This window comes from Pseudomonas sp. FG1 (assembly GCF_034313875.1).
Classification (GTDB): Bacteria; Pseudomonadota; Gammaproteobacteria; order Pseudomonadales; family Pseudomonadaceae; genus Aquipseudomonas; species Aquipseudomonas veronii.
On sequence record NZ_JAVIWP010000001.1, the window covers coordinates 2,264,478 to 2,277,301 of the forward strand.

Consider the following 12,824-nt stretch of genomic DNA (forward strand, 5'->3'; position numbering starts at 1 on the left):
GACATGAGCAAATTCTGGAGCCCCTTCGTCAAGGAGCTGGTGCCTTACGTACCCGGTGAACAGCCCAAGTTGACCAAGCTGGTCAAGCTCAACACCAACGAAAACCCCTACGGCCCGTCGCCCAAGGCGCTGGCGGCCATGCAGGTCGAGTTGAGCGACAATCTGCGCCTGTACCCGGACCCCAACAGCGACCTGCTCAAGCAGGCCGTGGCCCGCTATTACGGGATCGACGCCGGCAAAGTGTTCCTCGGCAACGGTTCCGACGAAGTCCTGGCACACATCTTCCACGCGCTGTTCCAGCACGACTTGCCGCTGCTGTTCCCGGATATCAGCTACAGCTTCTATCCGGTGTACTGCGGCCTCTATGGCATCAAATTCGACGCGGTGCCGCTGGATGAGCAGTTCCAGATCCGCGCGGCGGACTACGCCAGGCCGAACGGCGGGATCATCTTCCCCAACCCGAACGCACCGACCGGCTGCGTGCTGGCCCTGGACGCGGTGGAGCAGATACTCAAGGCCAGCCCGGATTCGGTGGTGGTGGTGGATGAAGCCTACGTCGACTTCGGTGGCGAAACCGCCATCAGCCTGGTGGATCGCTACCCGAACCTGCTGGTCACTCAGACCTTGTCCAAATCGCGCTCACTGGCCGGTTTGCGCGTGGGCCTGGCCGTGGGCCACCCGGACCTGATCGAGGCGCTTGAGCGGGTCAAGAACAGCTTCAACTCCTATCCGCTCGATCGCCTGGCGATTGTCGGCGCAGCGGCGGCGTTCGACGACCGCGAGTACTTCGAGAAGACATGCCGGTGGGTGATCGACAGCCGCAACAAGGTGGTCGCGCAATTGGAAGGCAAGGGCTTTGAAGTGTTGCCATCGGCTGCGAACTTCATCTTCGCCCGCCACCCACGGCACGACGCCGCCGGCCTGGCGGCCAAGTTGCGTGAGCAGGGCGTGATCGTGCGGCACTTCAAGCAGGCGCGGATTGATCAGTTCCTGCGGATCAGCATCGGTACGCCGGAGCAGAACCAGGCGCTGATCGATGGCCTAGGCGAGCTCTAAGTCACACTGAAGATCTAACAATGTGGGAGGGGGCTTGCCCCCGATAGCGGCAGATCAGTCGATTAGATGTCGACTGGCACTCCGTCATCGGGGGCAAGCCCCCTCCCACATTCAGTTTTGCAGTGCTGGTTAGATCAACGGCTCATCCGGCTTCTTGTGCTTCCAGCCATCATTGCCTGGCAGCAGCAGGTTCAAGCCAATCGCTACCACCGCACACAGGGCGATGCCCTTCAGGCCGAAATCGTCCGGCCCGGTGCCGGTGCCGATCAGCACACCGCCAATCCCGAACACCAGCGTCACCGAGACAATCACCAGATTGCGGGCTTCGCCCAGGTCGATCTTGTGGCGGATCAGCGTGTTCATGCCCACGGCGGCGATCGAGCCGAACAGCAGGCACAGAATCCCGCCCATCACCGGCACTGGAATGCTCTGCAGCAGTGCGCCGAACTTGCCGATAAACGCCAGGCTGATGGCAAAGATTGCCGCCCAGGTCATGATCTTCGGGTTGTAGTTCTTGGTCAGCATCACTGCGCCGGTCACTTCGGCGTAGGTAGTGTTCGGCGGGCCGCCAAACAGGCCGGCGGCCGTGGTGGCAATCCCGTCACCCAGCAGGGTGCGGTGCAGGCCGGGCTTCTTCAGGTAGTCGCGACCGGTCACGCTGCCCACTGCAATCACACCGCCGATATGCTCGATCGCCGGGGCCAGGGCCACTGGGACGATAAACAGAATCGCCTGCCAGTTGAACTCCGGCGCGGTGAAGTGGGGCAGGGCGAACCACGGTGCGGCGGCAATTTTGGCCGTATCGACCACGCCGAAGTAGAACGCCATGGCAAAGCCCACCAGTACGCCAGAGATGATCGGCACCAGGCGGAAAATGCCCTTGCCGAACACGGCCACGATCAGGGTGGTCAGCAGCGCCGGCATCGAGATCAGCATCGCCGTCTGGTAATGGATCAGCTCGGCGCCATCGCCGGATTTACCCATCGCCATGTTGGCGGCAATCGGCGCCATGGCCAGGCCGATGGAAATGATCACCGGCCCGATCACCACCGGCGGCAGCAGCCGGTCGATGAAACCGGTGCCCTTGATCTTCACCGCCAACCCCATGAAGGTATAAACGAAACCGGCCGCCATCACCCCGCCCATGGTCGCCGCCAGGCCAAACTGGCCCTTGGCGAGAATGATCGGGGTGATAAAGGCAAAGCTCGACGCCAGAAACACCGGCACCTGCCGCCCGGTCACCAGTTGGAACAGCAACGTGCCCAGACCAGCGGTGAACAGGGCGACGTTTGGATCAAGACCTGTGATCAGCGGCATCAACACCAACGCGCCAAATGCCACAAAGAGCATTTGTGCGCCAGACAGGATCTGGCGCCAAAGCGGGTCGTTGAATTCATCCTGCATGCTCACGCGTCCTTCTGCTTGGTACCGAAGATCTTGTCACCGGCGTCGCCCAGGCCTGGGATGATGTAGCCGTTTTCATTCAGGCGCTCATCGATGGACGCGGTGTAGATCTGCACGTCCGGGTGGGCCTTCTCGACGGCGGCGATGCCTTCGGGCGCGGCGACCAGCACCATGGCGCGGATATCCTTGCAACCGGCCCTCTTCAGCAGGTCGATGGTGGCAACCATGGAACTGCCGGTGGCGAGCATCGGGTCGATGATCATCGCCAGACGCTCGTTGATTTCCGGTACGAGTTTTTCCAGGTAGGTGTGGGCCTGCAACGTTTCTTCATTGCGAGCCACGCCCACGGCGCTGACCTTGGCGCCGGGGATCAGGCTGAGGACGCCTTCGAGCATGCCGATGCCGGCGCGCAGGATCGGCACCACGGTGATTTTCTTGCCGGCGATCTTCTCGACCTGGACGGGGCCGGCCCAACCGGGGATCTCGTAGCTTTCCAGGGGCAGGTCTTTGGTGGCTTCGTAGGTGAGCAACGCTCCGACTTCCTGAGCAAGCTCACGGAAGTTCTTCGTGCTAATGTCGGCGCGGCGCATAAGGCCGAGCTTGTGTCGGATCAGCGGATGGCGGATCTCGCGAGTGGGCATGGGAAAGGCTCCGGCGGCGGGCAAAAAAACCGGCCTAGATTAATCTATCCGAGGGTGTTGTCCTATAGACATCTAGCACGTTAGTCCATTAAGGCTTGAACGTTGCGCCTCACATGCGTACCTTTGCCCGCTTTTCTTGCCACAGCACCCCCTGGAGAGCGCCATGTCCGCTGATCTCGAGCATATCCGTCAAATCATGCGCGAGGCTGACTGCCTGTACACCGAAGCGCAAGTCGAAGAGGCGATCGCCAAGGTCGGCGCACAGATCACCCGCGAAATGGCCGACACCAACCCGGTGGTCTTCTGCGTGATGAACGGTGGTCTGATCTTCGCCGGCAAATTGCTGACCCATCTGCACTTCCCGCTGGAAGCGTCCTACCTGCACGCTACACGTTATCGCAACGAAACCAGCGGCGGCGACCTGTTCTGGAAAGCCAAGCCGGAAGTCTCGTTCATCGACCGCGACGTGCTGATCATCGACGACATCCTCGATGAAGGGCACACCCTGGGCGCGATCATCGACTTCTGCAAACACGCCGGCGCGCGCAAAGTCCATACCGCCGTGTTGATCGACAAAGACCACGACCGCAAGGCGCGCCCCGAAATGAAGGCCGATTTCGTCGGCCTGCCGTGCATCGACCGCTACATCTTCGGTTACGGCATGGACTACAAAGGTTACTGGCGCAACGCCAATGGGATTTACGCCGTTAAAGGGATGTAATGCATGGCCCGCTTTCTTGATCAGACGCTGTTTGCTGAATTGGCCGAGAAGGCGGCCGCCAGCCCCCGTGGCCGGCACCACCACAACTTCCACGAGATGGAAGAGCCCTGCCATCGCCTGGCCGTGGGCTTGCAACCCAGCACCTACGTGCCGCCTCATCGGCATCTGAGTGCGGACAAGGCGGAAACCCTGCTGGTACTCCAGGGGCGCCTGGGGGTGCTGTTGTTCAGCGACAGCGGTGAAGTGATCGCCAAGCGCGTGATGCAGGCGGGCGGCGAGTGTTCGGGCATCGATCTGCCGCCGGGGGTATTCCACGGTTTGGTGGTGCTGGCGCCTGACACGGTGATGTTCGAGTGCAAGGCCGGGCCGTACCGACCGGTGGGCGAGGGTGAATTGGCCGACTGGGCACCTCGCGAAGGCGATGCCGATGTGGCCGAGTATCAACGCTGGATGCTTGCCCAGTTCGATTGAGCTACAGTGCTGGGCCATCTTTCCCGGAGCGGCCCATGAGCCTGTTGATTCGCACCTGCGCCGCCCTGGCGCTGACCCTCAGCTTGCCGCTGGCCGCCGCCCCGGCGCCGATGCACAGCCAATTCCTGCCGCCCGACGACCTGGCCCTGCGCGCCGAAGCGCCCGATCAGCAGCAACTGTTGCAAGTCACCGAGTATGCCGTGGTGGTCGGTAATCAGCGCCAATCCACGCAGCAGCCGATCCCGGTGACGTCGCCGGTGATGATTCGCCTCAAGGGCAAGTCCTTGAACAAAGGCGCAAGCATCGCCCAGGTGATCGTCAATTTCGACGCCGAAAGCAAAAGCCTGAAAAAGCCGGTGTTCGATGACAAGACCAAGACCCTGACCTTGTCCTACCCCGCGACCCAATACCGCGTGATCGTCGACCTGCTGCGCAATGACACGGTGTATGTGCAGTTCCTCAGTTATGCCAACGGGCATATCTGGGCGGATCTGCATACCGGCGTGGTACGCACCAAGTAGCCAGCACCCTGACGAACCCAATGTGGGAGGGTGCTTGCTCCCGATGACGGTGTGTCAGTCGACAGCTAATTGACTGATCCAGCGCAATCGGGAGCAAGCCCTCTCCCACAGTGGTTCTCAGCGCTTTCGCCGCCCGCGCCTCGCAGGTAGACTTCAAACCCCATGTAAATGTCCGCAGGCTGGAGTCGGTAATGCGTAAAGATAAGAAACAGGTGATTGGTGACGAGATCGGCGACGATCAGATCAAGTTGTTCCTGGACTTCGAACCCGTCGACGCGACTTCACCCTCCCTGCACAAACTGATCAAGGCCTATCGTGGCCTGCGTATCGACGACTTCGAGCGCTTCCTGGGCTTCTTCAAGGCCGCCGGCCTGGACCTCGATGGCAAGGACGAGCATGGCCAGACCTTCGTCGACCTGATCAAGGACCAGCGCAACGCCGCCGAGTACATTGAATTGATCGATAACGCACGCGGCTGATCGCAGGCGAAAAAAAGCCCCGCGGCTCATATCGAGAAGCGGGGCTTTTTTTATTTCGAGTGGCCTTAAGCGTAGCTTTGGGCTTCGTTGTTTTGCTCAACCAGTTCCAGGCTGATGTTGTTCTGCGCGTTGATCTTGCGGTACAGCTCGGCATCGGTCTCCAGGACCTTTTCACGGGCCGGGAAGATCTCGTGCAGTTTGGCTGCCCACTCGCCCGCAGCCTTGGTCGGGAAGCAGCGTTCGATCAGTTCGAGCATGATCGACACCGTCACCGAAGCGCCCGGGGACGCGCCCAGCAGCGCCGCCAGCGAGCCGTCTTTGGCCGCGACCAGCTCGGTGCCGAATTGCAGCACGCCGCCTTTTTTCGGGTCTTTCTTGATGATCTGCACCCGTTGGCCGGCCACTTCCAGGCGCCAGTCTTCGGCTTTGGCTTGCGGGTAGAAGCGGCGCAGGGATTCCAGGCGCTGTTCCATGGACTGCATCACTTCGCTGACCAGGTACTTGGTCAGGTCCATGTTGTCCCGGGCCACGGCCAGCATCGGGCCGATGTTGCCGGCGCGCACCGACAACGGCAGGTCAAGGAACGAGCCGTGCTTGAGGAATTTGGTGGTGAAACCGGCGTAAGGCCCGAACAGCAGGGACGTCTTGCCGTCGACCACGCGGGTGTCCAGGTGCGGCACGGACATCGGTGGCGAACCCACGGCGGCCTGGCTGTAGACCTTGGCCTGGTGGTGCTTGACCACTTCCGGGTTGTCGCAACGCAGCCACTGGCCACTGACCGGGAAACCGCCGAAACCTTTGCTTTCTTCGATGCCCGAGGCTTGCAGCAGCGGCAGGGCCGCGCCACCGGCGCCGAGGAACACGAACTTGGCGTCCACGTCGCGGCTGTTGCCGCTGTTGACGTCCTTGATGCTCACGGTCCAGCCCGCGCCATTGCGCTTGAGGCCGGTCACGCGTTTGCTGTACTTGACCTGGGCATCGGGCGCGCTGGTCAGGTGGTTCAGCAACTGGTTGGTCAGGGCGCCGAAGTTGACGTCGGTGCCGTTCTGCACACGGGTCGCGGCGATTTTTTCGTCGAGCGGGCGGCCTGGCATCATCAGCGGTATCCACTCGACCATCTCATTGCGGTCTTCGGTATAGCGCATATCCGAAAATGCATGATGCTGGCTGAGGGTTTCAAAGCGCTTCCTGAGGAAGGCTACGCCTTTGTCGCCCTGCACGAAGCTCAGGTGCGGCACCGGGGTGATAAAGGACTTGGACGAACCAAAGGTGCCTTTTTTGGTCAGGTACGCCCAGAACTGCTTCGACACCTCGAACTGGGTGTTGATGTGGACAGCTTTCTTGATGTCGATGGAACCATCGGCGGCCTGGGGTGTGTAATTCAGCTCACACAGCCCGGCGTGACCGGTACCGGCGTTGTTCCACGGGTTTGAACTCTCCGCGGCTCCCGAGTCCATCAGCTCAACGACTTCCAGCTTGAGGCCGGGGTCGAGCTCTTTGAGCAGTACGGCCAGGGTGGCACTCATGATGCCGGCCCCTACCAGTACTACGTCGACTGCTTCGTTATGCGCCATTTAACGCGTCTCCAAAATCTGCAGCACCAAATTGACGGCATGGCTGCCAGGAGTGACGGGGCGGTTCACGTGTTGCCCCAGGTTACCCATGGCCAGGATCGCCATGTCCGATTCGCAATTCTTTGCAAGTTCAGCGCACGCTTCCTGCCGGGCTAATCCGCCTATGAACGCATTCATGGGCTGCCGTGGCAATTCGACTTATGGTCAAAGCGTGCGATCCGTGCAATCAATCCGTAGCGGACAGGCTCAAGCCCCGGAGCACTCGGTCCTGTGTGATTGGGCTGTTCCAGACGCTGATGGTGCTTGTACAAACGCCAAACTATTCATTTGCTCGCCACACTCTTGTGAAGTTGTGAAAACCCGTTTTTTCACGCTCTTTTGAAGACGTGAACCTCAAAAAAGGGCTGCCCCAGCCTGGCACCTGGCCCGGAAAACCTTGCCGGCATGCGGCAAAACGGGCAAACAACTCAAGTGGCCGAGCGCAATGGCAGCTCTGGCAGATTCGGTAAAGGCGGGTGGTTTGCAAAGAAAACAGCAAGCGCGCCAGCTTCACACGATCTGTGTGGGCGGCTCTCTGTGGGCGATCTGGGGGGGCTAATACCGAAGCATTAACGATGTTGCGAGGCCCGATCAGGAGACGTCCTTATAATCGGGGGGAGATTGTAGCGAAGAACGCCAAGGAAATGGGCGTGTTTTATGACTTTTATTAGGCGTTCGGTCAGGCGGCCAACGGCTGGTGATGCGGCGACTGCGTCGCGCGTGGGCTGATACGCGCGCTGGCGGGCAGCGGGCGGTGCATCCAGCTCAAGCGGATTTCTTCGATTTCCACCCAGCCATCACCGACCGGAGGCTGGCTGCACTCTTTGAAAGCCTGGCAGCGACCTTGCACATCGAGCAGGGCAAATTGGCGAAGGGCGGGCTTGCGGGTAAACAGCGACCAGAGAAAATGCATGAAGTCAGCCTCCTGAGATTGAGGCCAAGCATGCCTGCCGGGGATGACGGGCCCATGTATCGGCTGTGACATATCGGTGACATCGAACCCCTACAATGCCTGCGGGTCTTAGGTTGTAACTGACGCTAGTTCCCGGCGAGGGCCGCCCGCTATACTGCCGGCCTGTCGGTACTCGATTTCTGGAGAGAAGAGCATGTTGCAACGCCTGTTGTTCGGTTTGATCACTGTGACCAGTTTGACCCTGGTTGGCTGCGCCAATAGCCCGCAACAACTCAGCCCGCAACCGAAGCTCACCACGCAGTTGGCCCCGGTGGGTCACGGTCAGCCGGTGTCGGTGCGTGTGGTGGATGGTCGTCCTTCGCCGACCCTGGGCTCCCGTGGTGGCCTGTATCCGGAGACCGCGCTGGTGTCGGTGAGCGGTGCCGATGTGCTCCCCAAACTGCAAGCCCAGGCTGAAGCAGCGGTGCGGTTGCTCGGCTTTACCCCGGCCAACTCGCCGGGCGCGCCGCAGTTGACCATCACCCTGGCCGAGCTGAAATACCAGTCGCCCAAAGACGGCCTGTACGTGACTGAGGCCACTATCGGCGCGACGTTCAGGTCCGACGTGAGCGCCGGCACCCGTCGCTACAGCGGCCGTTATGGCGCGTCCCTCAACCAGCGCTTCGGTATGTCGCCTAACCAGGAGACCAACACCAAGCTGGTCAGCGACGTCCTGAGCGACGCCCTGACCCGTCTGTTCAAGGACCCGAGCATCGGCCAGTTGCTCAGCTCGCAATAACGCTCAATAACAAGCCGGGCTCAGCGCTGAGCCCGGCTTTTTTGTGCCCGCCGTTTCATGCCGCGGTGTCGATACCGAAGTCGAGCAGGCTTATCCCGGTCAGCAGGTCCGTCTCCGGCAGGTCCGCATGCTGGTGCCCGCCAAGGGCGCAATACACCAGCCAGTGGCGGTCCTGGACGTTGAACGCGAGGCCGCCGATCAGCGCCTCTTGCTCATCGCTTGGGGCTATCAAATACAGTCGATCCTGGTTTTGCGCGTGCAACATGACAAGCTCCCGAGCGTTCGAAGGGCCACAGAGTGAACGGTTAAGGTGACGTTCAGGTGACGCTGTAAATTACTCGATACATTAGCCGTCAATGGGGGAAGGAGCTTTTAGGCGCAGGAGGCGACTACCGTTCAGGTTTGTATCTGAATGGATACCAAGGCACTGTTTCAACGAGGTGTGTGATGGCGCTGCCCGGACTGCTGATCAATGTTGTTGCTCTATCAGTGGCCTGCTCTGGCGCTGCACTGCTATTCATTACCCGTTTGAAAGAACAGCGCGCCATGGCCAGGCTCGCCGCGCAAAGCGAAGAGCGCGCCATCGACCAACCCATGCTGTTTCTGGATGTACGCACCGAACGGGCGCATCGCCTGGCTTATCGTATTGGTTTCGCCTGCCTGGGGCTGGCGCTGCTGGTTTCATGGATCAGCACGCGTTTTTAGTTGCCCCCTGAAACGACTGTGGGAGCGGGCTTGCTCGCGATAGCGGAGTTACAGTCGGTACCGCTGTGACTGAACCACCGCATCGCAGGCAAGCCCGCTCCCACAGGTTTGGCTAGGTGTATTACAGCGGGATTCCCGCCTTGACCCGATATTGATTGCGCACTGGCGTTGCATATTGCACCACCAGGAACGGCCGGTGTTCGACCGGGCACTCGCTCAAGCGGCGCTCCCACTCTGCCTTGGCCTTGGCCAACTCGTCGGCCGGGAAGATATCCGCTGCCTTGGGTACCTGCAGTTGCGGGTCGGCGTCACTCCACTGGGCGTAGGCCAGGTAGTGAACCGGGAACAGGCGATAACCTCCGAGAATCTGCCGGTCCATTTCCACGGCGAGCAGCTTGGTGTCTTCGAAGCGCTCGGTGATCGGCGGCGCAAAGTTCACATGCACCCGGCCCTTGTAGCCGGTAATGCCCAGGGCAATGCTGACATCGTCTTCACCCGGTGCCTTGGTGTAGGTGCCGGTGGTGGCGCGGATGTACAGCTCGCGAGCCTTGGCCAAGTCGCATGGGTCGTATTCGTAGCTGATGGACACGGGCGTCAGGTTCAGCGACTGGATCACCTCGGCGAACGGCTCGTCCTTGCGGCTGACGTGGAACATCTTGAGGATCGCCGATTCGGTGCGGTCATCCCCATCCTTGGCGCGGCCTTCGGCCTGGGCGATCCAGATCGACTGGCAGTCGTGGCGGATCGAATGGTTGATGTAGGCCGACAGCAACTGGTAAGCCGCCATTTTTTCCTTTCGCCCGGTGATCGAGCGGTGCACGATGAAGCTCTTGTTCAGGCGCATCAGGTCGCTGACAAACGGCTTTTGCAGCAGGTTGTCGCCGATGGCGATACGCGGTGTCGGCAGGCCGGCGTGGTACACGGCGTAGTTGACGAAGGCCGGGTCCATCACGATATCGCGATGGTTGGCCAAAAAGACGTAGGCGGTGCCCGATTTGAGCTGTTCCACGCCGGTGTAGGTCACGCCGTCGGTCGCTCGATCAATGGTGTGGTCGACGTAATACTCGACTTTGTCCTGCAGCGTGGCCACGGTGGTGACGCCGGCGAATTCACGGCGCAGTTTGCGGGCGATCATTGGTTTGAGCAGCCAGCCCAGCGCGCCGGCAAAGCGCGGGAAGCGGAAGTGGGTCAGGATGTCCAGAAAGGCCTTGTCACTGAACAGCCGCTCCAGCACTGCCGGGACTTCGCTGTCGTTGTAAGGTCGGATGGTATCGAATTCGCCCATCATGCTCTCTTGTTAGAAACGGCTAGGGTAAGTAGAGGAAATACCAGGGTGCGGCCCGAGTAATGGGCTCGGCCGAAATATAACCCTGTAAATAGACCGGCGATTATACGCACAAGTCACTTGGGAGACTGCGATGCTGGAAACTGCGCTGTACGATTGTCCTTATTGTGGTGAAGTGGTGGAGACAACCGTGGATTTATCCGGCGGCGACCAGACCTATATAGAAGACTGTCAGGTATGTTGCCGACCGATCATTTTCAACCTGCAGGTCCATGGTGAAGAGTGGATGCTCGAAACTCGCAGCGAAAACGAATAACAGGTACGCCCATGCAGCGAATCTACGAACCGGAAAACCTGATGGAAGGCGAGCTGCTGCAGCAGATGCTCGCCAGCGAAGGGATCGAGGCGCATTTGGTGGGGCGCCACTTGCTCGGCGGTAGCGGCGAGTTGCCGATTTTCGGGCTGCTGGGGCTAGAGGTGGACAACGACCAGGCAGCCTGCGCGCGCGAGCTGATCACCGCGTATAACGGTGCGCAACCGTTGCCCGGCGATGAACCCGACAGCTTCCCTGACGTGTTGGTCTGTTAGGCTGTCGGTCGGTTTACCCAAGAGTCGTGTTGCCCCATGTGTGGACGTTATGCCCTGTTTCGCTGGAACCCCACGTTTGCTGCCTTGCCGGGCTTTCCGGCGGATCAGCAGGCCCAGTGGAATATTTCTCCCAATGATTCGGTGCTGATCCAGCGCGCCACCGACGGCCAGCGCACCCTGGCCCGCGCCCGCTGGGGCCTGACACCGCCGTGGCTGACGGACCTTTCCCGTACTCCGGCGCATGCCCGCGCCGAAACCCTGGCTGAGCAACCGATGTTCCGCGAAGCGTTTCGCCAGCGTCGCTGCCTGTTGCCGGCCAACGGGTTCTACGAATGGCGCGGCACCCAGCGCAAGCGGCCGTACTGGTTGACGCCAGGGGAAGGTTCGACGCTGTTTTTTGCGGCCATCTGGGAAGCGTATCCGGTGCAGGAGCAAGTGTGGCTGAGCACTGCGGTGGTGACCCAGGCGGCGCAGAGTCAGCGGCGGCCGTTGATTCTGGATGCGGCGGGGCAGGAAGCCTGGCTGAACCCCGAGACGCCGCTGCCGGTGTTGCAGGGGCTGTTGGCCAGCGAGCCGGTCGCCTTGCGTGAACGGGTGCTGGCCAACATGGTCAACGATCCCAAGCTGAATGGGCCGGAGTGCCTGACTCCGGCTTGAGCCAGAAAATCCGCCACCGTTGTGGGATGTATCCGAAATTTAGCGTCTGCACGTCTGATGTATCTGGCGTCGATACAAATCACCGCCTAGGATACGCGCCATGTTTTCAGGGCGTCTTTTCAGGGAGAGTGTGTTGATGAAGAAATCATTGGCCGTAAGTGTATTGGCGGCAGCAGTGCTGCTGGCCGGGTGTCAGTCCGTCAACACCACCAGCGGCGGTGCCGTTGGGGTGGAGCGCAAGCAGTACATGTTCAGCATGCTGTCGAGCCAGGAAGTCGACCAGATGTATGCGCAGTCCTACCAGCAGACCCTGGGTGAAGCCAGCGGCAAAGGCCTGGTGGACAAGACCAGCGCCAACGCCAAGCGCGTGCAGGCCATCGCCAACCGCCTGATCGCCCAGGCGCCGACCTTCCGTCCGGATGCGGCGCAGTGGAAGTGGGAAGTGAACCTGATCAAGAGCGATGAGATGAACGCCAACTGCGGGCCGGGCGGCAAGATCTTCGTGTACAGCGGGCTGATCGATAACCTCAAGCTCAGCGATGACGAACTGGCGGCGGTGATGGGCCATGAAATCGCCCACGCCTTGCGCGAACATGGCCGTGAAGCCATGTCCAAGGCCTACGGCATCGAGATGGCCAAGCAGGGCGCCGGCGCGTTGCTTGGTCTCGGCCAGGACAGCATGGCGCTGGCCGATACCGTCGCCAACTACGGCATGACCTTGCCCAACAGCCGCAGCAATGAAAACGAAGCGGACCTGATCGGCCTGGAGCTGGCGGCCCGCGCCGGTTACAACCCGAACGCGGCCATCACGTTGTGGAACAAGATGGCCAAGGCTTCGGAAGGCGCGCCTCCGGAGTTCATGAGCACTCACCCGGCCTCCGACAGTCGGATCGCCTCGTTGCAGGCGGCGATTCCGAAGGTGATGCCGTTGTATCAGCAGGCCAAGAAGTCCTGATAATCCAAGCCTCATGAAGATCCCAATGTGGAAGGGG

Annotated in this window: 17 protein-coding genes; 11 read left to right on the forward strand and 6 right to left on the reverse strand. The window is 60.8% G+C overall.

Annotated elements, in window-relative coordinates:
• Positions 1-3 precede the first annotated feature (3 nt).
• Positions 4-1,056, forward strand: coding sequence for a histidinol-phosphate transaminase (gene hisC / locus RGV59_RS10455; protein ID WP_046384673.1), 1,053 nt, complete (start codon positions 4-6; stop codon positions 1,054-1,056).
• 129 nt (positions 1,057-1,185) lie between these two features.
• Here the strand turns inward: hisC and RGV59_RS10460 are convergent, their stop codons facing one another.
• Positions 1,186-2,460 (reverse strand): uracil-xanthine permease family protein, encoded by a 1,275-nt coding sequence (locus RGV59_RS10460; RefSeq protein ID WP_017845967.1) that lies wholly within the window; start codon positions 2,458-2,460, stop codon positions 1,186-1,188.
• 2 nt (positions 2,461-2,462) lie between these two features.
• Positions 2,463-3,101, reverse strand: coding sequence for a uracil phosphoribosyltransferase (upp, locus tag RGV59_RS10465; RefSeq protein WP_017845966.1), 639 nt, complete (start codon positions 3,099-3,101; stop codon positions 2,463-2,465).
• A 163-nt stretch (positions 3,102-3,264) separates the two neighbouring features.
• Here upp and RGV59_RS10470 point away from each other — a divergent pair, with 163 nt between their 5' ends.
• The 4 genes from RGV59_RS10470 (at position 3,265) to RGV59_RS10485 (ending at position 5,293) form a co-directional block, all read left to right on the forward strand.
• Entirely contained in the window at positions 3,265-3,822 is a 558-nt protein-coding gene (locus RGV59_RS10470; protein WP_010567709.1) for a hypoxanthine-guanine phosphoribosyltransferase, read from the forward strand.
• Between the two features lie 3 nt (positions 3,823-3,825).
• The gene (locus tag RGV59_RS10475) at positions 3,826-4,293 is read left to right on the forward strand and encodes a WbuC family cupin fold metalloprotein (protein WP_017845964.1); all 468 of its coding nucleotides are present in this window, start codon (positions 3,826-3,828) and stop codon (positions 4,291-4,293) included.
• Between the two features lie 35 nt (positions 4,294-4,328).
• Positions 4,329-4,814, forward strand: coding sequence for a hypothetical protein (locus RGV59_RS10480; RefSeq protein ID WP_017845963.1), 486 nt, complete (start codon positions 4,329-4,331; stop codon positions 4,812-4,814).
• Positions 4,815-5,005: 191 nt separating this feature from the next.
• Positions 5,006-5,293 (forward strand): PA4642 family protein, encoded by a 288-nt coding sequence (locus tag RGV59_RS10485; protein WP_017845962.1) that lies wholly within the window; start codon positions 5,006-5,008, stop codon positions 5,291-5,293.
• 65 nt (positions 5,294-5,358) lie between these two features.
• On the opposite strand, the gene mqo is transcribed toward RGV59_RS10485, so the two are convergent.
• Positions 5,359-6,867: a malate dehydrogenase (quinone) gene (gene mqo, locus RGV59_RS10490; RefSeq protein WP_017845961.1), complete on the reverse strand. Its 1,509-nt coding sequence runs from the start codon at positions 6,865-6,867 to the stop codon at positions 5,359-5,361.
• A 718-nt stretch (positions 6,868-7,585) separates the two neighbouring features.
• A complete protein-coding gene (locus RGV59_RS10495; protein ID WP_017845960.1) occupies positions 7,586-7,819 on the reverse strand; it encodes a hypothetical protein in 234 nt (77 codons plus the stop codon).
• 193 nt (positions 7,820-8,012) lie between these two features.
• On the opposite strand from RGV59_RS10495, the gene RGV59_RS10500 reads away from it, so the two are divergent.
• The gene (locus RGV59_RS10500; RefSeq protein ID WP_017845959.1) at positions 8,013-8,597 is read left to right on the forward strand and encodes a YajG family lipoprotein; all 585 of its coding nucleotides are present in this window, start codon (positions 8,013-8,015) and stop codon (positions 8,595-8,597) included.
• A 55-nt stretch (positions 8,598-8,652) separates the two neighbouring features.
• Here RGV59_RS10500 and RGV59_RS10505 read toward each other — a convergent pair whose 3' ends face one another.
• Positions 8,653-8,862: a hypothetical protein gene (locus tag RGV59_RS10505; protein WP_017845958.1), complete on the reverse strand. Its 210-nt coding sequence runs from the start codon at positions 8,860-8,862 to the stop codon at positions 8,653-8,655.
• A 182-nt stretch (positions 8,863-9,044) separates the two neighbouring features.
• Here RGV59_RS10505 and RGV59_RS10510 point away from each other — a divergent pair, with 182 nt between their 5' ends.
• Positions 9,045-9,302 (forward strand): hypothetical protein, encoded by a 258-nt coding sequence (locus tag RGV59_RS10510; RefSeq protein WP_026139899.1) that lies wholly within the window; start codon positions 9,045-9,047, stop codon positions 9,300-9,302.
• A 121-nt stretch (positions 9,303-9,423) separates the two neighbouring features.
• On the opposite strand, the gene RGV59_RS10515 is transcribed toward RGV59_RS10510, so the two are convergent.
• Positions 9,424-10,587: a 1-acyl-sn-glycerol-3-phosphate acyltransferase gene (locus RGV59_RS10515; protein WP_169850554.1), complete on the reverse strand. Its 1,164-nt coding sequence runs from the start codon at positions 10,585-10,587 to the stop codon at positions 9,424-9,426.
• A gap of 133 nt (positions 10,588-10,720) precedes the next feature.
• Between RGV59_RS10515 and RGV59_RS10520 the strand changes: the two genes are divergently transcribed.
• The 4 genes from RGV59_RS10520 to RGV59_RS10535 all read left to right on the forward strand — a co-directional run bounded on the left by RGV59_RS10520 (position 10,721) and on the right by RGV59_RS10535 (position 12,787).
• Entirely contained in the window at positions 10,721-10,903 is a 183-nt protein-coding gene (locus RGV59_RS10520; RefSeq protein WP_017845955.1) for a CPXCG motif-containing cysteine-rich protein, read from the forward strand.
• 11 nt (positions 10,904-10,914) lie between these two features.
• Positions 10,915-11,175, forward strand: a complete 261-nt coding sequence (locus RGV59_RS10525; RefSeq protein ID WP_017845954.1) for a putative signal transducing protein — start codon at positions 10,915-10,917, stop codon at positions 11,173-11,175.
• A gap of 36 nt (positions 11,176-11,211) precedes the next feature.
• A complete protein-coding gene (locus RGV59_RS10530) occupies positions 11,212-11,832 on the forward strand; it encodes an SOS response-associated peptidase (protein ID WP_057004262.1) in 621 nt (206 codons plus the stop codon).
• Positions 11,833-11,968: 136 nt separating this feature from the next.
• The gene (locus tag RGV59_RS10535) at positions 11,969-12,787 is read left to right on the forward strand and encodes a M48 family metallopeptidase (protein ID WP_017845952.1); all 819 of its coding nucleotides are present in this window, start codon (positions 11,969-11,971) and stop codon (positions 12,785-12,787) included.
• The last annotated feature ends 37 nt before the right edge of the window (positions 12,788-12,824 follow it).